Here is a 23,754-nt window from a genome sequence, read left to right as displayed (position 1 = left end):
CTTAACCTCGAATTGATAAAATGAATTGCTCGACACCTTTTACAAGCATGTCTGTTGAGATAATAGAGAGGACGAGTCCCATCAACTGTTCTAAAGCGAGCAATCCTCGTTTCCCTAAAACTCTGTTTAAATAAGGGGCAATCAAAAGAACAAAGAAAACTCCAACCCAAGCCAATAAAATAGCCAACGACATTGCAAAATTGCTTGAAACCTGCGCAGAGAGCAGCATAATCATAGCTAGCAGGCCTGGACCTGATAAGATAGGCGTTGCGATTGGGACAAAAAAGGGTTCGTGCTTGGTGGCTTTTACGGTTTCTTCATGATGGAGGGGAAAAATCATACTCAATGAAATCAAAAAGAGTAAGGTGCCTCCACAAAGGGAAACTGTATAACGATCAATGTGCAGTGTGTTTAAAAAAACTTCTCCAAAATATTGAAAGAAGAGTGCAAGTAAAAGAGAAAAAGTGGCCTCGCGCAACATAATGGCTTTTTGACGTGAAAAATCAAAATCTTTAATAAGCGCAATAATTGCAGGGGCATTTCCCACTGGATTGGTCACTAAAAAGAGTGTGAGCGCAATCGAAAAAATAGATTGACCGGACATGAAATGAAACCTTTAAGCAAAGGCCAGATTTTCCTTAAAGCTGGACTTTGTATTCTTTACATTTTCCGCATGTACTTTTCGCTGTAGCTTTATATGCTCAATCTGAATAATGAGTCCGCTCGCAATCCCAATTAACCCTCCAGCAAGACAGCCTACCACAGGTGAAATAAAGGAGATTGCAATAGCGAATACAAATGTGATCAGATGAAGTTTTGCATATTTAGTTGGAAAAGTACATGCTTTAGTTTTAAACTCTTCAATAATGGTAAAATGATACCGATCTAAAATTTTTACCACAAGGGTTGTTGTAAAAAGAGAAACTCCCATGGCTAAAAAAGCAGGGGAAAGGGGTGGGTAAAAAATCGCTAGTGCGACTCCGGCTACGATAAATACTAAAGAAAAGGCCGCCGAATCATAAACGGCATGCGCGGTGACTAAAAACCCGTTCCAGAGTTTTGCACCCATTTTTTTTAGTCGGTCCATCGGTGTTTGTTGCTGAGTAGGGCGAAAGCGAAAAATCTTTTCCATTGTTCAGAATCCTCCATCTTTCGTATAATCTAGCTAAAATTTTTTTGGAAATAATAATGACACTTGTACTTGGAATAGAAACGACATGTGACGAAACAGCTTGCTCACTTGTTCGAAGTGGAACCGAAATCTTAGCGAATGTGGTTTCTTCGCAAATTGATTTACATAACGAATATGGTGGCGTTGTTCCCGAACTAGCTTGTCGACGTCATGTGGATTTATTACTCCCAACTTTAGATAAAGCTTTGCAAGATGCCCAAGTATCGCTAGAACAAATCGACTTAATTGCCGTGGCACATGCTCCCGGTTTGATTGGAGCTCTACTAATCGGAATAAATGCTGCCAAATCTCTTTCGATTGCCTTGCAAAAACCTTTTGTTGGGGTAAATCATGTAGAAGCGCACCTTTATGCCGCTTTAATGTCTCAGCCTGCTTTTCCTACATTTCCTTGCTTAGGCATTGTCCTTTCCGGTGGACACACGTCCTTAATTAAGATGAATGCCATTGGTGATTATACGTTGCTTGGGCAGACAATAGACGATGCGATCGGCGAGTCTTTTGACAAAACGGCTAAAATATTGGGCCTGCCTTACCCTGGTGGTCCCTATATTGAGAAATTAGCTAAACAAGGAAATCCTTTAGCTTATCCATTTAAACCGGGTCGCGTGAAAGGGCGGGTCTTAGATTTTTCGTTCAGTGGATTAAAGACACAAGCTTTATATGCTGTTAAAGGGCAAAATGAAAGAGATGAGCAACGTGTATTATCGGATCAGCAAAAAAATGATTTATGCGCTTCTTTTCAAGAAACAGCTTTTATGGATGTGATCGGCAAAGCTCTTCAAGCAGCTAAGCAAGAGAATTGTCAAACGATCGTGCTTGGTGGGGGAGTCACACATAACCAACATTTAAGATCCCTATTTCAACAAAAAGCACCTGGATTTCATTTTGTTTGGCCCAAAAATGAATTGAGCTTAGATAATGCCGCAATGATTGCAGGGCTTGGTTATCATGTTTACCAGCAAAAAGGAAAGGGGGATTCGCTTGATTTGGAAGCTAAAACCCGCACCCCTTTTTACTCTCGGTGAAATGGTCCTAGGACCCGGGGCATTTGTTTGCATATGAGCTCCTAAATATTTAAGTACCAATTATTGTTCGTGTGTGATGATAGTGTTTTCTTGATTAAATGAAGGTATGATGACTTATTTTCTCTCTATGCGTTTCCCTTTGAAGTTAATCCTTGAATTTTATTCCGCTGATTCGCTAAGATTTAACTTTTCAACTTTGTAAACTTAATATACCGGAGTCTATTTCATGGCCTCTAAAAGAGAAAAAATTAAACTTAAAAGTTCTAAAAGCCATTACTTTTATTATACAGTCAAAAATAAAACGAAAACTCCAGATCGTTTGACATTGATGAAGTATGATCCAATCGTAAGAGAACACGTCGAATTCAAAGAGACAAAATAAGTTTTCTCAGAAAGAAGCAAGAGTGTGTTTAACACTCTTGCTAGTCCCTTTTCTTCTGCATTATCACCACACTTGAGTCGGGCCTATGTTTGAACTTTCTGTTGCTTTAAAATATCTTTTACCAAGATGGCGACAGCTATCGGTTTCAATTATTAGTCTAATCTCAATTCTTGTGATTTCCCTTGTCGTTTGGCTGATCGTCGTTTTTTTATCCGTTACGCATGGCTTAGAGAAAATTTGGACGCAAAAGCTTGTGGCTTTAACGGCACCGATTCGAATCACGCCGACAGAAAATTATTATCGTTCCTACTATTACCAAATTGATGGTATTAGCGCAGAATCTGATTTCACATCTAAAACCATTGGAGAAAAAAGGCTAGCGGCTGTGTCTGATCCTTATAATCCAGATGAGGATGAGGAAATTCCTGCACTATGGTTAGCGGCGGATCGATTAGAAGATGGAACGCTAAAAGATCCTGTCAAAAAAGCTTTTGCTATCTTGGAAGAAATGAAAGATGTTCCTGGTTTGCGTGTCAAAGATTATGAAATGACAGCGGGCAGTTTACACCTACGTTTGATTCGAAATCCATCTCAAGTACCTTCTTACACGACTCGTGCTGCTGAAACGGATCACATTCAATCTTTCATGTCTCAGTCTACCTGGCTGGGCTCTTTTGATGCCGAGCAAGTGAATTTGTTACAAGCGCTCTTGCCCGTTGATTCTAAAGACCTCACCAATGTTTTAGCGGCAAGTGATTTTGCTTTGGATAACTCCCAAGAAGAGCATGCAGAAGATATTTTAATGGCAGATGCAAAAACGATTCATAAGCGAATCCAAGCATTTTTTGAATCTGTTAACATTCGTCAATTGAAAACACGGGCAGGAGGATGGGTCATCCCTACATCGTTATTTCCTGCAAAGGCTGAATTTGCAGTATTTGTCGAAAAAAATCAGGAAAAACCCAAATTTGTTTGGATCGTTTCCGAGCCAAAACGTGAGATCTCCTCTCTTGCGAGTAGACCGGGAAAGGTTGTTCCTGCTACATTGCGCGTAGAAAGCAATCAAGGGCGAGTTCGTTTCTTTTTAAAGTTTCCTGAGGATCAGTCTGAGACTCTTCTATCAGCCAAAGTTCCTGTTTTGTTAGAAGAAAATATCGCTTTTCCAGCAAAACTTGTGACAGCATCGCTTGAAAATGCTCACAAAGTTTCCGATGTCCGTTTTCAGATCGAATTTAAGCTTCAGAATGTGCCTTGGAAAGGGGAAGTGCCCTTCCAAAATCTAGCGATTAACGAAGCTGACTTCTCAACGGTTTATACCCAGTTACCAAAAGATCTTCCTTTATGGCTTTTTGCGGTGACAGAAGACAAAAAACAAAAACTCGTACTCCCTATTGATGAAAAGCGGGGCCAAGGCATTTTATTGCCCAAAACTTTCAAAGAAGCGGGTGTCTTAATTGGCGATACAGGGTATTTGGCCTATTTATCACCCACTGTGAGCTCTGTACAAGAGCAAAGAGCTCCCGTTTTTGTGGCGGGCTTTTATGATCCAGGCATTATCCCAATTGGGGGAAAATTTGTTTTAATCAATCAAGAAATGACAAGCCTCATTCGCAGTTCACAAAATCAAACAGAAGTGTTATCAAGTAACGGTTTAAATGTGAACTTTGATCGCCTTCAAGAAGCTCCTAAAGTAAAGGAATCGATTGAAAAAGCGTTTTCGCAAGCAGGCATTTCGCCCTATTGGAAAGTGGAGACTTTCCGCGAATACGAATTTACACGCGATTTGATCCAGCAGCTCGGAACCGAGCGTACTCTGTGGAGTTTGATTGCGACCGTGATTATCATTGTGGCTTGTTCAAATATCATTTCAATGTTAATCATTCTGGTAAATGACAAGAAAATGGAAATTGGAATTTTGCGATCAATGGGAGCATCCTCTTTGAGTATCGCCATGATTTTTGGATTTTGTGGCGTTGTCATGGGGCTAGCAGGAAGTTTGATTGGAGTGACAATTGCTTGGATTACTTTGAGCAATATACAAGTGTTAGTAGATCTCATCAGTCAGGTTCAGGGTTATCAAGCATTTAATCCCGCATTTTTTGGACGTTCTCTCCCTAATGAGATGAGTCTTGAAGCACTCTTTTTTGTCTTTGTGACAACTATTGTGATTTCATTGCTTGCAGGGATTGTTCCAGCAGTGAAAGCTTCTATGCTTCGACCATCAGCCATTTTACGATCAGAATAAAGAGAAGGCAACATGAATCAACCTCTTTTATCGAGTGTCGTATTACGAGCGACAAAATTAGTGAAGTCTTTTTATACACCTGTTAAAGTCCCGATTTTGCGGGGTGTTGACTTCCAAGTTATGCAAGGGGAATCCGTTGCCATCATGGGCCGCTCTGGAGAAGGCAAAAGCACTCTTCTCCAAATATTAGGCACACTTGAAAAGCCTTGTTCGGGTTCCATTGAAATTTTAGATCAGGAAGTGACGTCTGCCAATCAAACGTTTATGCGAAATCGGCATCTCGCTTTCATTTTTCAATCTTTTCATCTTTTAGAAGATTACTCTGTTCTCGATAATGTTTTAATGCCTGCCCGAATTGGAAGGCAATCTGTTAAAAAAGGAAGTGTGGCATACCAACATGCTTGTGATCTTTTAGATTATGTTGGGCTTTCGCATCGTTTGCATTTTGATACAAAACGATTATCCGGTGGGGAAAAGCAGCGCGTTGCGATTGCGCGAGCACTCTGTAATAATCCCGATATCATCTTAGCAGATGAGCCTTCGGGTAATCTGGATAAGCAAACGTCAGTCGTTATCCATGATCTGCTTTTAGAGTTCGCAAAAGAGAGAGGTAAGGCTCTTATTGTTGTCACACATGATCATTCTTTGGCTAATTTATGCGACAAGCAATATATGTTGCAAAATGGCTATCTTGTAGCAATTCCATCCATGACACTTTAAACATCGCTTGACTAAAAAAAAAATCTAAAACAAGATGCGGAAAAAGGTTAGTTATATTTTGATTAACCTGATTATCATTTATTTAGCTTTAGAGAGGTAAGATGCCCGAATCTTCTTTAGCTAGACGCGCTTTTAGTCTAAGCTTTTTGATTGTCTCCCTCGCGCTTGCCTCGGGAATGATTTTAACAATTGTTTCTTGGTTAAAGCTTTGCTCCGTTGAATGCTCGGAAGGACATAAATACCGGTTATTTGGATTTCCTTTTGAGGTTCTTGGGGGCATTTTTTTTGTAGGAACGGGGATTGTGCACTTTCTTTCTTGGCGCAATTCTAAACTGACCTTTTTAACAGCTCTTTTACTCGTTGGGGGATTAGGAGCTGAACTTTATTTTATCTTGATGCAAAAGTATCAAATTGGGGTCTGGTGTCCAGTTTGTTTGGGAATCGCAGCATCCATAGGCATAGCTGCATTGGCACTCGCAGTTGAATACGGCATTCATTTTCGTAAAATACTTAAATTAGGCGATCGAGGAGAGATTATGAAAAACATATGGAAAGGAGCTTCTACCTGTGCCATTTTTTGCATTGGGTTTGCGCTAGCTTTTTTTGGTACATCTAAATTTAACCCCTTGCAAGCAGCAGAGAAATCTTTAAAAGATAATCTGGCATTTGGAAATCAGGACAGTCAAGTGGACGTTTATATTTTCACAGACTGGGTATGTCCCGCATGTCGGCATATCGAGCCTCGTTTAGAAGGCATTGTTCAAGCAGCAGGGGAAAAGGCGAAGATTTATTTTATTGATCTTGCCGTGCACCCAGAAACCATGAATTTTACTCCATACAACATGTCTTTCATGGTTCATAATAAGCCTGCATACTTCAAATTGCGTAAAATGTTAGAGAATATTTCCCAAGAAACAGGGACGCCTTCTCAAGAGCAGATCGAAACAGAGATGCGTAAACTAGGGCAAAAATTTGTTGAGTTGAATTATGCCGATGTTGATGTAGGAAATAAATATTTTAAGAAGCTTGAAAAACAGTTTAGTGTTAATAAAACACCAACACTCGTGGTGGTCAATTCCGAAGCGAAAAAAGGAAAGAAGTTATCGGGTGGTGAGATTACAAAAGAGAATGTTTTGAACTCGATTAATCTTTTGTCGAAATAAATTGAAAACGCATACATCCTTGTGGTGTATGCGTTTATTTTTGTAAAAATTCTAAATGCTTTTGAAAAGCCTCCATCGTTACTTGGCTAATGTGATGCTCCATTCCTTCCACATCAATAGCAGCGATATCTTCGGGAACACCCAAAGCCATTAAATAGACTAAAAGGAATTTGTGTCGCTTTTTACAGAAAGCAGCGAGCTTTTCACCTTCAGCAGTTAGGGTTACTGGTTGGTGTTGCTGAGAAGTTAAATAACCCTTTTTCTTTAGGCGTTCGACAGCGCGAATAACCGTTACATGGGAAACCCCCAAATATTCAGCAATGTCGCAGACTCTGGCCTCGCCTTTTGCCGTGATTAAGTCTTGCACAATCTCCACATAATCCTCCGCAACTTCTAAAAGATGGTGATTTCGAGTGGCAATAAAAGGTACGGCCCGATGAATTTTTTTTTTCATAATTCTCTAAATTGGTAGCGCAATGGGGATTTAAAAAAGTAGCAGCCTCCCGTTAGCTGCAACAACTCTTCATTAGCAAGTTTGCATAAACGATTATGGAGATCAGGGTTATCTTGCAAGTTTTTTAAATGACGTGCGTAGATTTTTCTTATTCTGGCAAAATCGCCCTCATTGATCATCGCCCATGCATGCAGAAAAAAGGCTGCACTTACTAATTCAATTCCGTTAAAAGGCCATTCTCCAAAGTGGCCGACATCCGTACGATCTTCTTGATCAATGTATAGAATTTTTCCCAGTCCAAATTCGCCTACAACACATAAGCTTGCATTTGCGAGAAGGATAACGGGGAGAGCAATCCCCATTATCAGTGAGGTGATTTGTCTTAAATATCCTCCTTCTCTTTTAATTGATTTTTGTCCGTCGTATAAGCGGCTCAAATAGGCTTGAAAAGTGGTTTTATCTTGGATTTTAGCTTTGATTTTTTTTAAGGTTTCTTGTAGCCGTTTATCCAATCGATAGACATCTTCCTCATCCTCATCGATTTCGGCATTTTCTACATCCTCTCCCGTTTGGCAAATCTTTAAGGCAGTTAAACGTCTTGAGACAAGCAATTTTGAAAAAAGGCATTGTGTTTGATAAGCTGTTAGCATGTCATTTAAAGTTTGATAGAGTTTTGGGTTGTCATGAATACTGATTCGATTATCTTGCATCCATTTTTGACAAATGGATTTTAGCCGCATGTATTCTCCTTCTCGGATAAATTGTATCGATAGCTTTCCTACGACAGCTCCTGAAAATAAAACGATTGCTTGCCATCCTCCCACATCTCCTAAAGGCCTTATATTTTTTTCTTCATGGGTGTCCATCAAAGAAAAGACAACCCCTTGCATGCAAAAAAAAGAAATTGCAAGGGCGGTGATTTTGACCGCAATTAAAGCCGTTGCTCCAAAGCATCCTGCCGTATAGCCTTTTTTTTCTGTAATCCTTTTGAGTGAGCGACCTAAGCGAAAGAGAAGAAGGCGATCGGTCTCATTTTCAATCGCACTTGAAAGTGAATTTAACATGGGAAACTCCTTAATTTTGAAAATGTAGCTATTGCTACATTAATATGTAGCCTATGCTACAATTGTTTTCAAAAAAAATCCTTTTCGCATTTTAAATAACTGGGGTAGAGCCAACTTTATGCTGTGTTGAGATGTGGCTTAAAACAAAGTCAATGAAGTATCGAATTTTAGGTTGTAAATGGCGACTTTCCTGATAATAGAGATAAATGGGAGTCTTAGGCTCCTTGTAGCTAGCTAAAATTTCTACGAGAGACCCTTTTTCAAGTGCTTCTGCAACAATATAATGGTGAATTTTAATGATCCCTAATCCCGCAATTGCGCATTGAGCAAGAGCATTAGAATCATTTAATTTTAGCATCGGATTCAGGTGAATTTCACTCCCATCATTGAATGATAGCTTGTCATCCGGTTTGCGCATGCTATGCGTAATGTAAATGTGGTTAGTTAGGTCTGCTGGCTTTAGAGGGGTTCCGTATTTGTGTAGATAATTGGGTGAGGCACATAGCACATAAGTGGTAGTGGCAATTTTTCGTTGAACAGCTAATTCTGGGCCTGGGATGGAATATCCAATCACAAGATCGATTTTCTCTTGATAAAGATCAGGAATTCTCTCTGCCAGTTCTAAATTCAGGCAAACGTGCGGATAAGCCTGAACGAATTCGCATAAGAAAGGTAGAATATAGTGCTGGGCAAAATGTCTGCCGCTTACGACAAATAAATTTCCTCTTGGTTCAGCTCGTACATTTGAAATCAATCTTTCAGCTTCCTCCATTTCATGCACAATCTTTTTGCAATGCTCAAAGTATAATTTTCCCGATTCAGATAATTCCAATCGGCGAGTTGTGCGGTGAATGAGCTCTACTCCTAAATGTTTTTCGAGAAGATGCATTTGTTTACTGACAGCTGCCGTTGAAATGCTCAATTTCTTTGCGGCTTTAGCAAAGCTGTTTGCTTCTACAATCGCCATAAAATACAAAATTTGATCGAATTTACTCATATTTGAGCTCCTTTATTAATTTAAAGTTAATAAAAATTAACTTTTACGTAAATTGATACTTTAAAGTGAATAAATTATAATGGTTTCTTTATAAGGAGAAGCTCATGCTAGAAGTTAGAAAAAAGGTCCCTTCATTTTTATTGCTGACACTCCTACTCGGATTTCCGCAAATTAGCGAAACCATTTATACCCCTTCATTGCCAGATATCGCGCATTCCCTCCAAACAACCGAGCATTTGGTTGAATTGACGCTTAGCGTTTTTTTTATAGGATTTGCGATGGGCGTTTTTTTATGGGGAATCCTTGCTGACTTTCTTGGTCGTCGCACTTCCATATTATGTGGATTGGGAGTGTATTTAATTGGAACTTTGCTTTGTAGCCTTGCACCCTCTATCTATTATTTATTAGCGTTTCGCTGGATCCAAGCGCTTGGTTCAAGTGTTGGATCTGTTGTCACACAAACGATGATACGTGATACATATGAAGGGAAAGAGCGCAATCAGCTGTTTTCTGCGTTAGGTGCACCTTTGGCTATATCTCCTGCGATTGGACCATTTTTGGGTGGATATATCGATCAGCTATTTGGGTGGAATGCGAATTTTTATGCATTATTGGTCCTTGGCATTTGCATTTTGCTCTATGCGTGGAAAGCTTTGCCAGAAACACGTCCCATGCATTGCCGGGTGCAAGGTTGGAGCGTGATGACTTTGGTTGCCAAAAAAATGGTAAACGACTGCAAAATTTGGGGCTATGTTCTGTTAATTGGAGGTAGCAATGGAATTTTATTTAGCTATTATGCTGAAGCTCCTTTTCTATTTATTGATTTATTAAAGCTGACTCCTGGGCAATATGGGCTAATGGGAATTGCTGTGGCGACTCCATTTTTTCTCGCTTCCTTCGTTTCACATCATTTAAATAAACAGTGGCAAGGCGAGCGCATTATTTTTTTAGGATGTGCGATCGTTTTTGTTGGGTCCTGTTCGTTAGCATTCAACGCGATGTTAGGTTTGATTGCGACTAAATGGGGAGGAACTGCTTTTATGGCATTAATTTTGCCACTCCTTTTTCTCTTTTTTGGAATCGGATTAGTTATTTCAAATAGTTTGAGTTTGGCCTTGGTGGATTATCAAGAGGCCCGAGGAATTGCAGGCTCTTTGCTTGGCCTATTTTATTATTTTGTAATTGCTGCTTTAACAGCTATTATGGGGCTAATTCACACGGGGACTCCTTATCCTTTGCCATGCTATTTTATAGTAATGAGTCTACTTTTATTTTGTGGCTATAAAATGGTAAAAGCCAGTCAAAAAGATGTTCAGGTAAAAAATGCCTAGGAAAAAAATGGTAAAAAAGAAAAAAATTCCACGTCAAAATATTTTTCAAGAGAATATTTTAAGAAATTAACTTGTTTATAATAAAAAGTTAATAAATTATTTTTTAGCATTCTCGATTATTGGCACTCTATTTGCTGTCCACCGGCTATCATTAATCCATAGAGGAGGATATGTCATGGTCGGTATATACAAAACAAGCTTTAAACAAAATTTAGATGGGTTGCATGGTCTTTTAAGAGCAGAGCCAAAAACTTCTTGGGCAAGAGGCGAGAAAAGAATTGGAAAGCACACACAGCTTTCTAAGACTTTTTTAAATCAAGCTGCTTCTCATATCCCACAATTAAAAAATCGGCCTTCTATCAATGCAGAACGTGTTGCAAAAGGCTACATTAGCTACATTGGCAGTCATAAAAATGAAGTGAACGATCTTCTTTCTGCAAAAAAAGCGCATAAGATTTTTAAAAAAATCTCGAGCCATGTTAAAGATCCTAGCGAAAAAGAAGAACTCGAAAGAGCTTTTCACAAGGCTTTGAATAGCAAAATGCAAAAAGATTTGCATGAATACATGCAGCAAACACAAAAGAAAACGAAATCGACGTCAAGAAAAAGAGCGGCTTCCACATCTACTTCTAGACTTTCAAAAAAGAGAGCGAGTGCTAAAGCTGCAAAAAGACCCTCTTCTACACAAAAAAGAGAGTTGGGCACAAGAACAAGCACGACTAAAGCAAGAAAGGCAACATCCAGTTCTTCTCATAAAAAAGTGAGTGCGCATTCAACTCGCAGCTCTACTTTAGCGAGAGCTAAAAATGCTTCCAGTACAAGAGCAAAAAGTGCTTCAACTACAAAAGCAAAAAGTGCTTCAACTACAAAAGCAAAAAGTGCTTTAAGCACAAAAGCTAAAAGAACACGTACCACAGCTAAAAGAGAGCTAGGAGCTCATTTAGAACAGAAAAAAGATTTAGCACGCACAAAAAGTTCGCTAAGAACAAAAGCGAAAGCAAGAAAGCTTCATTCTAGCAGCAAAAGAACATCTAAAACACATTTAGAACCAAAAACTTATAGCAGATCAAAAGCAGCTTCAAGATCGAGCGGACTAAAACGTCAAAGATCGAGCTTATTTTCTGCCTTCTTTGGCTAGAATAAGATGATGACAATACATAAGCCGAGAATATTCATTTCTCGGCTTATTTCTTAGTCTACCTGTCAAAAATTTAGAGAGATTTTCTCTTTATTTCTTTTCTTTTTTGTTGATAAAATTCTACTCTTCTTTCAGCTATTTGATTTCAATTTTTTTTATTTGAGTTTTGCATGCAGCAAATTGTAACAGGATATATTGAACGGATTACTTTTCAAAATCCAGAAACCGGCTATACTGTGGCCCAGCTTAAAGAAGCAAAGCGTACGGATTTAGTTTGTGTCGTGGGCATTATGCCAACCCTACAACCAGGAGAGACAGTTCGTTGCTGGGGGCAATGGAAAAGGCATTTAATCCATGGCAATCAATTTGAAGTTGAGCGTTATCAAGTAGAAGCTCCTGCGGATATTTTAGGTATTACAAAATACTTGGGATCGGGGTTGATTAAAGGGATTGGTCCAAAATATGCTGCTCGGATTGTGGAGAAATTTGGGACTGAAACGTTAGACATGATCGACCGTTTCCCGAACAAGCTTTCAGAAATACCGGGGCTTGGTGCGAAGCGGATAGAAACAATTAAAACATGCTGGGCGGAGCAAAAATCCATTCGGGATGTCATGATTTTTTTGCAAGCTCATGGCGTAAGTCCCACTTATGCTCAAAAAATTTTCAAAGCCTATGGCACCCACAGCATTGCAAAAGTTAAAGAGAATCCTTTTCATCTTGCTCGAGACATTTTTGGAATTGGCTTTAAAACCGCCGACTTAATTGCTCAAAAACTAGGGATTGATTCCAAGTCGAGCATTCGTACAGATGCAGGTGTCGAATTTGTTCTTTCTGAGCTTGCCAGCGACGGGAATGTCTGCTATCCGGTCGATCTATTTATTGAAGAAGCCAATAAAGTATTGGAAATAGAGCAGGAGAAGATCTCCGAAAGAATTTCTGTATTAAAAGAGCAGGGACGTGTTGAGCATTTTAAATTGATTCATGCTGGAGAACCTTTACAATTTATTTGGTTAAAACCTTTATTTGTTGCTGAAGTGGGGATTGCGCGCGAGATTCAACGATTGTTGTCTGCTCCGGTTGTTTTGAGAGACGTTGATGTCGATAAAGCCTTACAGTGGATTCAAGCGGTGCATTGCATCGATCTAGCAGTCAATCAGAAGGAAGCTGTTGCTCAAGCTTTATTCCAAAAGATGCATATTATTACAGGTGGACCAGGAACAGGAAAAAGCACCATTACAAAAGCTATCCTAGGTATCACGGAAAAATTGACTTCTAAAATTCTTCTGGCTGCTCCCACAGGCAGGGCAGCTAAGCGCATGAGTGAAATTACAGGCAAAAAGGCTTCAACCATCCATAGCTTGCTTGAATATGATTTCAAAGGAAAAGGATTTAAGCGTAATCGTTCTTCTCCCCTGGTGTGTGACTTATTGATCATCGATGAATCTAGCATGATTGATACCTTTTTGATGTACAGCTTGCTTAAAGCGATTCCTGACAACGCTCGTGTGATTTTTGTGGGAGATATTAATCAGCTGCCGAGCGTGGGACCAGGGAACGTATTGCAAGACTTAATTGCTTCCCAAGTGGTGAGTGTAACCACGCTTAATGAAATTTTTCGACAGGCTGCGGGATCCTTTATTATTACAAATGCGCATCGAATTAACCGCGGAATGTTCCCCGATATTCGCAATCTCAGTCAAAGTGATTTTTTCTTTGTAGAAGCACAGGAAACAGAAGATGTTTTAAAACAAATTGTGGCCTTAGTCTCTCAACGTCTGCCCAAAAAATATGATTTTCATCCCTCGGATGATATTCAAGTTTTAGCCCCTATGAAAAAAGGGAATATAGGCATCGACAATTTAAATGCCGTTCTACAAGAAACCTTAAATCCAAATCAGACTCCTTTAATGCGTCAGGGTCGTAAGCTAATGGTCAATGATAAGGTGATGCAAATTCGCAATAATTACTCAAAGGAAGTCTTTAATGGGGATATTGGACGCATTGTGGATATTGACCATGTCGAACAACAAGTTGTAGTAAAAGTTGAAGAGCGTGAGATTTGTTATGAATTTTCCGAATTAGATGAAATTGTTTTAGCTTATGCCGTTTCCATACATAAATATCAAGGAAGTGAATGTCCCTGTGTGGTGATCCCTGTGCATACCAGTCATTTTAAGCTTTTATATCGAAATCTTCTTTATACAGCTGTGACGCGAGGAAAAAAACTTGTCGTTTTGGTCGGGACAAAAAAAGCTTTATCCATCGCTGTGCGCAATGATGAAATCAAAAAACGGTATACGGGTCTTAAACAAGCTTTAGTGGAATTAAACACTGCAGTTTCGTCGATATGAAAAGGGGTGATGGCTCTGGCTTCAATCTGGAATGGATAAAAAAGATTTTTTGGATTTTAGCCTTCAGCTTTACAGCTTATGGCCTCTTTAAAATCGAACAGAAGCTTCTTTCTGTTGATTTACCAGAACCAGGCCAAAATGTCAAAATTTACGCCAATCAAGTTCGAGACGATTTACAACTTACCTTTTGCACAGCCATTTCTCAAGCCAAAAAATCGATCGTCTTAATTATCTATTCCCTCCAGGATCAAAAAATATTACACGCACTCCAAAAAAAAGCGAATGAAGGTGTGCGTGTTAAAATTTTCTGTGATGTGGGTGTGAGAAATTCGATCATGTATCAACTGGGTCCCCATGTGGAGATGGTGAAAATCGAAAGCAAGAAACTTATGCATCAGAAGATTTTGTTGATAGATGAAGAACAGATTTGGATTGGATCTTCGAATATGACGACAGATTCCCTCAGAATGTATGGAAATCTTGTGGTGGGAATGGTGCACCCTGAATTTGCGGGACTTATTCTTCGAAAGGTGGATGAATTCTCCCCAAATGCACATAGAAAAGCGATTCCTAAACAGACATTCGCGGTTGGCAAGCAGCGTGTCGAATTTTGGTTTTTGCCAGACAATCCTGAGGCCGATAAACATCTCATCCAATTGATTAATCAGGCTCAGAAAGATATTCGCATTGCCATGTATACATGGACACATCGAGAACTTGCATTAGCTGTTATCCATGCATTTAAAAGGGGAGTGCATGTCGAAGTGGTCATTGATGCTAAAGCAGGGAAGGGGGCGGGAGCGGCGATTGTTAAATTGTTGAAGCAGGAGAAGATTCCTGCGTCACTGAGCCTTCCGGGGCCTATGCTACATCACAAATTTGCTTACATTGACCATAAAATTTTGGTTAATGGGTCGACAAATTGGACAAAAGGGGCTTTTGCTGACAATGACGATTGTTTTATGGTGATTTACGATTTAAGCGTGGAACAACAGGCCAAAATGGATGCTTTGTGGGATGTTATTGTGTTAGAATCAGAACCAATTTAGTGTTGTATTTATATCATTATCAATGAGATAGGATTATTTGTTTTTTTGTGTTGAACAGAAAAAGGAGCTTTTGCTAGAATCTGGCATTCACATCGCTGGCATAGCTCAATTGGTAGAGCACCCGACTTGTAATCGGACGGTTGTGGGTTCAATTCCTACTGCCAGCATCCTCTTAGGGGGTGTCGCATAGCGGCAATTGCAAGGGACTGTAACTCCCTCGCCTTCGGGCTTCGCTGGTTCGAGTCCAGCCGCCCCCATCTCTCTAAACTGTTCTTCACTTGTATATAAGTGAGATGGTTCACGTAGGATTGTAAGTTATTCCCATCTAATTTTAAGTTCTAAAATACAAAATTCAATAGTTGTTGCTTTTCATCTACTTCAGAACTCTCAAAAATCTTTCTTGCACGCGTTGCCAAATTCCTCACTAGATTAGCCGTTACATAGAAATTTTCATCGGCTTTTTCGTGTCGATCCATCTGATCGACGATTTCCACTAAATTAGCAGAAAAATTTAGATCCTACCAAGGGAGTTCTAAATGGTTAAATCTACTGTTATAAATATAAGTCTCTTATAAAATATTTTTTGTTTTTAACCTTTGAAAGGAAATTTTGGTAATACTTATGAAAGTTATTAGAAGCGTTTTACTTTTTTTGTGTTTAGCTGCGAATCTTTGCGCGACAACTTTAGAAAATGCCCTACAGGAATGCTTTCCGAAAATTGAACAAAGTGAGATTACTGCAAAATTGTTGCTTGGAGGATTCTCTACAGATGAAAAGTATATTGTCACTCTAAACAACCAAAAATACGTTCTGCGCCTTTACGAGCTGACAGAGAATTCGAAAATAGACTCTGAGCTGTATATGCTAAATCTCGCAAGTCAGCTTGGGATCGGTCCTACAATCTTTTACGTAGCTAAGGACAAAAGCTTTGTCCTCATGGAATTCTTTGAAGGGGGAACGATCACGTTTGACCAGGTGCGTACTCGAGAAGCCTGTGTCAGCATTGCAAAGGCAATTAAAATCCTGCATTCAACGCCAACTCAAGAATGGATCCATTACGATTGCCTTGCACTTTACAAAGACGCTTATTATTTTTTGGTCCATAAAGCAGGCAAAAAACCTGAGTTTGATGAAGCGATCAATATGATGAGTGATGCTTATGTGGAGTTGAACAAGCTGTCGATCGAAAAAGTGAATACACATTCTGATCTTAATGCTCGTAATATATTCATTATCAATGGACAAGCGAAATTCATCGATTGGGGTGACGTAAACTACCATGATCCATTTTATGATCTAGCTTTATTTTCGATGTTTACAGCATACACCCACGAATTAGAAGAACTTTTACTGCAAACCTACCTTGGCAGAGAAATTGAAATCACTGATTGGCAAAAATTCCATCAATCCAAGCTCATTGCATATTCTACGATCATTATAAATGCTTTTTACATATGTTTTGCTTCAAATCCATCTGCTGAGATGATCGATGATCACCAAAGTCACGAATTTTTGATTAAGCAATTTGTCGATTATTCTGACAGTTCACATTCATTTTTAATGAACATTGCCAACACATTACTTAGAGAGGGACGTAAATTAAAAGCATCACTATGAAAAATTTTTCATATAGCAGCATTATTGGCCAGTTTCTTTTTTTCCGTATGCATAAAATATCCTTCTTCGAACAAATAGCTTAGGGTGATTTGCTAGGAGCTTTTTCCAATCAAAAATTCTGAAATCATCCAACTGTCCCCATTCAAAACTCTCTGCTTCTTAAAAATCTCTGCTACAGGGTCAACAACCCTTTGAAATCGCTTTCATCGATTCCCAAATGCTGATTCATCGCCGGTAAACCATTTTAATTTATAGCTAAGATTTAGGGGGATAACTTGGAGCGTAATTCTGAACGGATTTTAATGAGGATTTTACCGAGATGATTTTCGCCTCTTCCATCACAAATTCCCCAAAAATAATCTTCCCAATCGTTCCCTTCTTCGATTAACGCATTACCGGTTGAGAGCAATTTATTTCCTAGGAATGCATGATGAGTGAATTTGTATCGTACACATTGTTCCATCACTTCTAATTTAATTTGATCCCAATCATTGCGAATAGTCAGCCCTCTTCCAGCATTCTTTGCTCTTAATGGCGTAAAGAGAGCCGCGATCTGTTTGCGAATAGAAATGTCTAGGGTTTTTGCTGATTGATACGCATGTTCAACCGATGGATAGGTGATCCCCTCAAATTCGACCTTTGCAGGATAAAAATTAGATAGAAAATAAAATTCGCCCATAAAACATGAAACTATTTTTTGATGGTAATCCATTCTAAGATATTTCCTATAAGCAAAAGCTATTCATAATACTTTAAACGGTTTCAAAAAAAATCAAATTATTTGAGTAATAAATTTTGCCAATTTTATACATTTTTTGAAATGCAAAAATAGGAATTTTAATGTAATCTTCCTCATCAATAATCGGAGGGATGGTATGAATAAACAATCTGAGTCATATAGAGAGTTATGCACGGAATTTTATGTATTAGATAATCCTCACGCACCACTAGATGCCCTAAGATACTACTTAGCATGCGCAGCAGAAGCTAACGGATCAATTCTTGAACCGATGTGTGGTGCGGGGCGCTTTTTGATTCCACTAATCGAAGAAGGATATGATGTAACTGGATTTGACAATTCACCGCATATGCTGGAAGTATGCAGAAATAAGTGTTTTGAAAAAAAAATCAATCCACAATTAGTTGAAGCTTCGTTTGAAACATTTTCTTCCAACATATCCTATAAGCTTATTTTTATACCAAGCGCTTCATTTTGTCTTCTGGTAGATCTTGTGGATGTTCAACAAGCTTTGAGAAAAATTTTTGAGTGTCTCGCCAATGATGGAAAATTCATCTTTGAAATCGAGACATTAAAAGCAGTTAGAGAACCCCAAGGAATTTGGTCAGGGCGTTGGATAAAAAAAGATGACGGTTCTCTCTTTTTACATAATCGAATTTTTCATTTTGATACTGTAACAAACATTGAAACGCGTTTATGCCGAAAAGAGCTGTGGGAAAACAATCGAATTGTTCAAACAGAAGTAGAAGAATTTCGTTTGCATCTGTATGTCCATAACGAGTTAGATGAAATTCTTGAAGGCATAGGATTTAAGATAAAAAACAAATTCATTCCTTACACACGCACACAAGCCGATGAAAATGCCCAAATGATTCTCTACGAATGTGTGAAATAGGGATTTTTTTCGATATCTATGTATAGCATCTCAGAACTGAGGATACAGCTAATCGAGCATCGCAGGAGTTCTGGTGTCAGGTCTAACACCAGACATAAAGAATTACTTGATGCCAATAAAAGCTTTGCTTTCAAAACTACGGGTGCGGGAACAAATGCTGTTCAATCTCTTAAAGAGGTTAAAGTAAATAGCTATGAAATCCATCTAGTGCAATTGAATTTTAGGAAAGCTGCCAGGTATTTGTATGGAAGTGGTCAATGATTACTTAGAATGAGTCAAACACCGTTAAATAAGTTATCAACATGTCTTTTGCAATTCAGTCTTTCGAACCTAAATGCCAATCTGAAGTTATTGATTTGATAGAACGAATTCAAATAGGAGAATTCAACTTTCCAATTGAAGAAGGACAACAAAAAGAACTTCAATCAATTTTCTCAGTCTTTTCAAAAAAATAGGGGCAACTATTGGGTAGCTCTTTTTTTTATGGAAAGGTCATTGGAACTATTGCAGTGATCGATATTGATCACAGTGCATTTGAGCTAAGAGACGTTTTTCTTAATAAAGAATATCGAAGTCAACGGGGATTTGCAAAAAAATGCTCGATACAGTTTTAACATGGTCTAAAGAGCGCGACGTTAATGCAATTATTTAGGAACGACTCTTGCTTTTCGAGCTGCGCATCGTTTTTATGAAAAGCATGGATTTCGTGAAATTGCAAGGAATGGCATGCCTTCATACTGCCAACCTATGGATTGTGATGAAAAATTTTATCGGCTTGGTTTATAACAATTTCCTATAGATTGAATCCGCAATTAGGCGGGAAGCTAAGCGATAAAGTAGTCAAATTAAAAGTTCTGAATGCGTCCACCTCCCTATGCTTCTCCGGAAGTCTTTTTTTTAGAAAATGAATCTAAAAGCTTCACAAGCAATACTTGTCGCCATTCTTATCTTTGTAAATATTGTTCTCTCATCATTCTTTTTGCCTATTTTGTATAGGCGGCTCTCGTTGATATCGTGGTGCCACCTCTCTTTATTCTTTTCTCCCAGTTACTTAAGGCATTGTGATTATTTACACCAGGTTCTTTTTCTTACAAAGAGTAAGGAACGCAGAATATAGTAAATTTAAAAATTAAGTTTACAAAAAGTGCTGATTCTAGCTTAAGTGATAAGCGAAGGCATTGCAAATGCTAGGCTTTTAAGTGGAGAAGGAGGGATAACAATGAAAAAGAGACTACTCGGAAAAAGCAATCTTGAAGTATCAGCCATTGGGTTTGGTTGCATGGGACTAAACTATGCATACAGCCATATCTTGGATAAACAAGCCGCAATTTCACTGGTTCAAGCTGCCGTGGAACGCGGCGTTACTTTTTTTGATACGGCTGAGATATATGGTCCATATACCAACGAAGAAATTGTAGGTGAAGCATTGAAGCCATACCGGGATAAGGTGAAAATTGCCACCAAGTTTGGCATTAAATTGCAGGATGGAAAACAGGTGCAAGACAGCCACCCCAATCGCATTAGACAATCTGTAGAAGGCTCGTTGAAACGTTTAGGTACCGACGTGATTGATTTATATTATCAACACCGTGTGGATACACAAGTACCCATTGAAGATGTTGCAGGAGTTATGAAAGACTTAATTAGCGAAGGGAAGATCAAATACTGGGGTCTTTCAGAAGCGGGCGTACAGACTATTCGCCGTGCAAATGCTGTCCAGCCCCTTACCGCTATTCAAAGCGAATACTCTCTTTGGTGGAGACGACCGGAAGAAGAGTTATTGCCTACGCTTGAAGAACTCGGCATCGGCTTGGTTCCGTTCAGCCCTTTGGGCAAGGGATTTCTTACAGGAAAAATTGATAAAAATGCAAAATTCGATAAATCGGATTTTCGAAGCATTGTACCCCGCTTTACACCCGAGGCCTTAAAAGCCAATCAGGTTTTGATCGACTTGCTTGGAAAGATAGCGGAACAAAAAAATGCAACGCCTGCCCAGATCGCACTTGCTTGGATTTTAGCTCAAAAACCATGGATCGTGCCTATTCCCGGAACCACGAAACTAAGCCGCCTGGAAGAAAACATCGGAGCAGTCGGTATTAAATTGACTTCCCGAGAATTGCAAGACATTAATTCCACACTTGAAACAATCAAAGTGGAGGGTAGTCGCTATCCAGAAGAATTGGAAAAAAGAACGGGATTATAAGAAATAAAAAGGCGGTTATGAGCACATTGGAAAATCAAAATACCATTTTTCCCAGAGGTGAAAAAGCTTCGACAGACTATTTTACAGGAACTGCATGGGTGAAAATCTTAGTTCCTCAAGATGAAACAGGAACTTATACAATAGGTAATGTCGTATTTGAGCCAAGGAGTAGAAACAACTGGCATACACATGCGAAAGGGCAAATCTTGCTTGTTACCGATGGAAAAGGCTATTATCAGGAAAGGAACAAGCCTGCAAGAGTGCTTATGAGAGGGGATGTAGTCATTATTCCGTCAAACGTGGAGCATTGGCACGGCGCGGCAAATAATAGTCGTTTCACTCATATTGCTATAACCAATAATAGTGCAGAAGGTGCAGTTAAGTGGCTGGAGCCCGTAACCGATGAGGAATATAACAGCATTCAGTCTGCAAGATATGAGCCTGCAAAGATTAATTTGACCGAAGCCGCGATCAGAAACCATGAGGAATTACTTCCAAAACATGAGTCAATGCTACAAGTAACAGATCCTGAGCTAATCGAATTATTTGACAATTTTGCTTTTGATGAGGTGATTAGCTACGGGAGCTTGGATGCAAAAACAAGAGTAATGATGATTTTGGCATCAACCATTGGAAGCCAGGCTTTAACTGAATTCAAAGCAATGATTGGTGGTGCTCTTAATGTGGGTATAACCCCTATTGAAATTAAGGAAATTATTTACCAGTCAGTGCCTTATGTAGGGATTTCAAAAGTTTTAGATTTTATCCACGCTGGAAATGAAGTATTGCAAAGCAGAGGAATAAAACTCCCATTAGAAGGTCAATCTACAACCACACTCGAAAACCGGTATGAAAAAGGATTGGCAGTACAAAAGGTGATCTTCAAGGAAACGATTGATAAAATGTATCAGGAATCACCAGGGGATCAAATACACATCCAAAAATATCTGTCGGCCAATTGTTTTGGTGATTACTATACCAGAAAAGGGCTGGACACAAAAACAAGAGAGCTTTTAACGCTTTCTATGCTTATAGCATTGGGTGGAACCGAGCCGCAAATAAAAGGACATATTCAAGGTAATGTCAATGTTGGTAACAATAAAGAAACTTTACTAAGTGTGATCACGCAATTACTGCCTTATGTAGGATACCCTAGAACTTTGAATGCAATAAAATGCTTAAATGAAGTGATAACTAGTTAATCAGAACAATAAATTATTGAAATTAAAATCTAACCAAGAGTCAAGCGATGGAATCATTTAAAGTTAAAGCCTTTGGCACAGAGGCTGCCGATGCACCATTAAAACAGGTCAATATTCAACGCAGAGCGATAATGCCTCACGATGTGGAAATAGACATCCTTTACTGTGGTATTTGCCACTCTGATCTACACGCAGCCCGAAACGAATGGGGTGGAACAGTTTACCCGATTGTTCCAGGGCATGAAATTGTAGGTAGGGTAACAAAGATTGGTAACCAAGTGACTAAATTCAAGCCAGGTGATCTAGCTGCAGTCGGCTGTATTGCAGATTCCTGTCGAAAATGTGAATATTGCAAAGAAGGATTAGAACAATTTTGCGAGCCAGGTAGCACCATTGTGTTTAATTCTCCTGATAAGTACATGGGAGGGCGCACTTATGGAGGCTTTTCAGAAAGTATTGTGGTGGACGAATATTATGTTTTACGTGTTCCTGAAAAACTTGATTTAGCTTCTGCTGCACCCTTGCTTTGTGCGGGAATTACGGTCTATTCACCTTTAAAGCATTGGAAGGCTGGTCCTGGGAAAAAAGTAGGCGTTATTGGCCTTGGAGGTTTGGGGCATTTAGCGATTAAAATTGCCAAAGCAATGGGTGCTCATGTAGTCGTATTCAGTACTTCCCTTTCGAAAGTAGAGGATGCCAAGCGATTAGGAGCAGATGAAGTGTTATTATCCACTGATGTTAAACAAATGAGACAGCAATCTAAATTGGATATAATTCTGGATACCGTATCTGCAAAACACAATGTAAATAATTATTTGGACATGCTAAAAGTTGATGGTGCTTTAGTATTGGTTGGACTACCAGTAGACCCATTGCCGGTAGGAGCTTTCAACCTTGTTAAAGGAAGAAAAAGTTTTGCAGGTTCTAACATTGGAGGTATTCCCGAAACGCAGGAAATGCTGGATTTTTGTGCAGAACACAACATCACTGCCGATATTGAATTAATCAGTATTCAGCAAGTTAACGAGGCATTTGATCGATTGATAAAAGGGGATGTGCATTATCGTTTTGTTATTGATATGGCATCGTTAAAAAAATAATTCACACAACCTACAGAAGAAATGAAAAATATAATTATTCTAGGCGCCAGTGGAAATATCGCAAAAGATGTCTTTGATATTTTAGTAAAAAAGAATGAAATTAACCTTACCTTATTTTTACGCAACAAAAATAGGTTAAGAAATAAAAATGTTTCCAACTGTCGTATTATTGAGGGGGATGTTCTCGATTTTGATCAACTAAAAGAAGCAATAGCGGGACAGGATATTGTATATGCAAATCTCGCGGGAGATCTGGAACAGATGGCAAAAAACGTTGTTAAAGCAATGCATGAAATAGGCGTTAAAAAACTCATATTTATCAGTTCAATAAATATTTACAATGAGCCTGTAAGTCCCATTTTAACGCCTTACCGAAAAGCTGCCGATACGATAGAAGCATCAGACCTTGAATACACAATTTTAAGGCCAACCTGGTTTACTATCGCCGATGAAGTGGATTACGAAATAACCCGAAAAGGCGAACCGGAGAAAGGCTCGGTGATTTCTCAAAAGAGTCTGGCAACCTTCATAACAAGAATTATTGAAACTCCGAAGAATACATTCGGGAAAATCTAGGCATAAATAAACCGAATTCTTAATCCATTTAAATCATTGTATGTGCAAGGAGAATCTGCCACTTAACTGACGCTTCAAATGAAGAACCGTTGAAAGTCCATCAGAAAAAATACGGTGTGTGTATTCGATGCCAACATTTCTCCGCATGCTCGGAATCTTGCAATGATGCTGCGGTTATTTGATGCTGCCAGTTATGGGGCAAGTATGAACACAATGGTGAGATTCTAACGCCATTACTTGCATATCGTCAAAAATAAGTTCTAAACTTATGGAAAACATATCGTTTTGCAAGGTTGCTGCTCATGAAT

22 protein-coding genes and 2 tRNA genes are annotated in these 23,754 nt (G+C 39.0%); 18 read left to right on the top strand and 6 right to left on the bottom strand.

The window, feature by feature from the left end:
* Position 1: 1 nt before the first annotated feature.
* The gene (locus AOM43_RS04610; protein ID WP_006341262.1) at positions 2 to 604 is read right to left on the bottom strand and encodes a MarC family protein; all 603 of its coding nucleotides are present in this window, start codon (positions 602 to 604) and stop codon (positions 2 to 4) included.
* Positions 605 to 616: 12 nt separating this feature from the next.
* Positions 617 to 1,132, bottom strand: coding sequence for a hypothetical protein (locus AOM43_RS04605; protein WP_059359248.1), 516 nt, complete (start codon positions 1,130 to 1,132; stop codon positions 617 to 619).
* 56 nt (positions 1,133 to 1,188) lie between these two features.
* Here AOM43_RS04605 and tsaD point away from each other — a divergent pair, with 56 nt between their 5' ends.
* The 5 genes from tsaD (at position 1,189) to AOM43_RS04580 (ending at position 6,727) form a co-directional block, all read left to right on the top strand.
* A complete protein-coding gene (tsaD, locus tag AOM43_RS04600; protein ID WP_059359246.1) occupies positions 1,189 to 2,217 on the top strand; it encodes a tRNA (adenosine(37)-N6)-threonylcarbamoyltransferase complex transferase subunit TsaD in 1,029 nt (342 codons plus the stop codon).
* A gap of 226 nt (positions 2,218 to 2,443) precedes the next feature.
* A complete protein-coding gene (rpmG, locus tag AOM43_RS04595; protein ID WP_006341259.1) occupies positions 2,444 to 2,599 on the top strand; it encodes a 50S ribosomal protein L33 in 156 nt (51 codons plus the stop codon).
* Between the two features lie 85 nt (positions 2,600 to 2,684).
* Complete coding sequence (locus AOM43_RS04590; protein ID WP_059359243.1) at positions 2,685 to 4,844, top strand: ABC transporter permease; 2,160 nt, start codon at positions 2,685 to 2,687, stop codon at positions 4,842 to 4,844.
* A 12-nt stretch (positions 4,845 to 4,856) separates the two neighbouring features.
* The gene (locus AOM43_RS04585) at positions 4,857 to 5,564 is read left to right on the top strand and encodes an ABC transporter ATP-binding protein (protein WP_006341257.1); all 708 of its coding nucleotides are present in this window, start codon (positions 4,857 to 4,859) and stop codon (positions 5,562 to 5,564) included.
* 101 nt (positions 5,565 to 5,665) lie between these two features.
* A complete protein-coding gene (locus tag AOM43_RS04580; RefSeq protein ID WP_006341256.1) occupies positions 5,666 to 6,727 on the top strand; it encodes a thioredoxin domain-containing protein in 1,062 nt (353 codons plus the stop codon).
* Between the two features lie 34 nt (positions 6,728 to 6,761).
* On the opposite strand, the gene AOM43_RS04575 is transcribed toward AOM43_RS04580, so the two are convergent.
* The 3 genes from AOM43_RS04575 to AOM43_RS04565 form a co-directional block, all read right to left on the bottom strand.
* Entirely contained in the window at positions 6,762 to 7,181 is a 420-nt protein-coding gene (locus AOM43_RS04575) for an iron dependent repressor, metal binding and dimerization domain protein (protein WP_006341255.1), read from the bottom strand.
* Complete coding sequence (locus tag AOM43_RS04570) at positions 7,178 to 8,245, bottom strand: hypothetical protein (RefSeq protein ID WP_013925188.1); 1,068 nt, start codon at positions 8,243 to 8,245, stop codon at positions 7,178 to 7,180. Before AOM43_RS04570 ends, AOM43_RS04575 begins: the two co-directional genes overlap by 4 nt.
* Positions 8,246 to 8,336: 91 nt before the next feature.
* Positions 8,337 to 9,242, bottom strand: coding sequence for a LysR family transcriptional regulator (locus AOM43_RS04565; RefSeq protein ID WP_059359241.1), 906 nt, complete (start codon positions 9,240 to 9,242; stop codon positions 8,337 to 8,339).
* A 104-nt stretch (positions 9,243 to 9,346) separates the two neighbouring features.
* Here AOM43_RS04565 and AOM43_RS04560 point away from each other — a divergent pair, with 104 nt between their 5' ends.
* From AOM43_RS04560 to AOM43_RS04530, 7 genes are all read left to right on the top strand, one after another.
* Positions 9,347 to 10,573 carry a multidrug effflux MFS transporter gene (locus AOM43_RS04560; RefSeq protein ID WP_059359239.1) on the top strand — a complete coding sequence of 409 codons (1,227 nt, stop codon included), beginning with the start codon at positions 9,347 to 9,349 and terminating at the stop codon, positions 10,571 to 10,573.
* 175 nt (positions 10,574 to 10,748) lie between these two features.
* Positions 10,749 to 11,711 carry a hypothetical protein gene (locus AOM43_RS04555; RefSeq protein ID WP_059359237.1) on the top strand — a complete coding sequence of 321 codons (963 nt, stop codon included), beginning with the start codon at positions 10,749 to 10,751 and terminating at the stop codon, positions 11,709 to 11,711.
* Positions 11,712 to 11,881: 170 nt separating this feature from the next.
* Entirely contained in the window at positions 11,882 to 14,065 is a 2,184-nt protein-coding gene (recD2, locus tag AOM43_RS04550) for an SF1B family DNA helicase RecD2 (protein ID WP_059359235.1), read from the top strand.
* The gene (locus tag AOM43_RS04545) at positions 14,062 to 15,114 is read left to right on the top strand and encodes a phospholipase D-like domain-containing protein (protein ID WP_039377157.1); all 1,053 of its coding nucleotides are present in this window, start codon (positions 14,062 to 14,064) and stop codon (positions 15,112 to 15,114) included. Before recD2 ends, AOM43_RS04545 begins: the two co-directional genes overlap by 4 nt.
* 94 nt (positions 15,115 to 15,208) lie before the next feature.
* A tRNA-Thr gene (locus AOM43_RS04540) sits at positions 15,209 to 15,281 on the top strand.
* Between the two features lie 8 nt (positions 15,282 to 15,289).
* Positions 15,290 to 15,371, top strand: a tRNA-Tyr gene (locus tag AOM43_RS04535).
* A gap of 364 nt (positions 15,372 to 15,735) precedes the next feature.
* Complete coding sequence (locus tag AOM43_RS04530) at positions 15,736 to 16,731, top strand: phosphotransferase (RefSeq protein ID WP_059359233.1); 996 nt, start codon at positions 15,736 to 15,738, stop codon at positions 16,729 to 16,731.
* A gap of 262 nt (positions 16,732 to 16,993) precedes the next feature.
* Here AOM43_RS04530 and ybiA read toward each other — a convergent pair whose 3' ends face one another.
* Positions 16,994 to 17,443, bottom strand: coding sequence for a riboflavin biosynthesis intermediates N-glycosidase (ybiA, locus tag AOM43_RS04525; RefSeq protein ID WP_059359231.1), 450 nt, complete (start codon positions 17,441 to 17,443; stop codon positions 16,994 to 16,996).
* Between the two features lie 163 nt (positions 17,444 to 17,606).
* Between ybiA and AOM43_RS04520 the strand changes: the two genes are divergently transcribed.
* The 6 genes from AOM43_RS04520 to AOM43_RS04495 all read left to right on the top strand — a co-directional run bounded on the left by AOM43_RS04520 (position 17,607) and on the right by AOM43_RS04495 (position 23,446).
* Positions 17,607 to 18,365: a class I SAM-dependent methyltransferase gene (locus tag AOM43_RS04520; protein ID WP_013925175.1), complete on the top strand. Its 759-nt coding sequence runs from the start codon at positions 17,607 to 17,609 to the stop codon at positions 18,363 to 18,365.
* A 464-nt stretch (positions 18,366 to 18,829) separates the two neighbouring features.
* The gene (locus AOM43_RS13390) at positions 18,830 to 18,979 is read left to right on the top strand and encodes a GNAT family N-acetyltransferase (protein WP_006341131.1); all 150 of its coding nucleotides are present in this window, start codon (positions 18,830 to 18,832) and stop codon (positions 18,977 to 18,979) included.
* A 605-nt stretch (positions 18,980 to 19,584) separates the two neighbouring features.
* Positions 19,585 to 20,568 carry an aldo/keto reductase gene (locus AOM43_RS04510; protein WP_059359229.1) on the top strand — a complete coding sequence of 328 codons (984 nt, stop codon included), beginning with the start codon at positions 19,585 to 19,587 and terminating at the stop codon, positions 20,566 to 20,568.
* A 17-nt stretch (positions 20,569 to 20,585) separates the two neighbouring features.
* Positions 20,586 to 21,770, top strand: coding sequence for a cupin domain-containing carboxymuconolactone decarboxylase family protein (locus tag AOM43_RS04505; protein ID WP_059359227.1), 1,185 nt, complete (start codon positions 20,586 to 20,588; stop codon positions 21,768 to 21,770).
* Between the two features lie 47 nt (positions 21,771 to 21,817).
* Positions 21,818 to 22,870, top strand: coding sequence for an NAD(P)-dependent alcohol dehydrogenase (locus AOM43_RS04500; RefSeq protein ID WP_013925170.1), 1,053 nt, complete (start codon positions 21,818 to 21,820; stop codon positions 22,868 to 22,870).
* A gap of 21 nt (positions 22,871 to 22,891) precedes the next feature.
* Positions 22,892 to 23,446: an NAD(P)H-binding protein gene (locus tag AOM43_RS04495; RefSeq protein ID WP_226987396.1), complete on the top strand. Its 555-nt coding sequence runs from the start codon at positions 22,892 to 22,894 to the stop codon at positions 23,444 to 23,446.
* The last annotated feature ends 308 nt before the right edge of the window (positions 23,447 to 23,754 follow it).

Origin of the sequence: Parachlamydia acanthamoebae, from assembly GCF_000875975.1 — a bacterium.
Lineage (GTDB): Bacteria > Chlamydiota > Chlamydiia > Chlamydiales > Parachlamydiaceae > Parachlamydia > Parachlamydia acanthamoebae.
The sequence above is the reverse complement of the archived record's forward strand: the minus strand, read 5'-3'. Positions and strand labels throughout refer to the sequence as shown.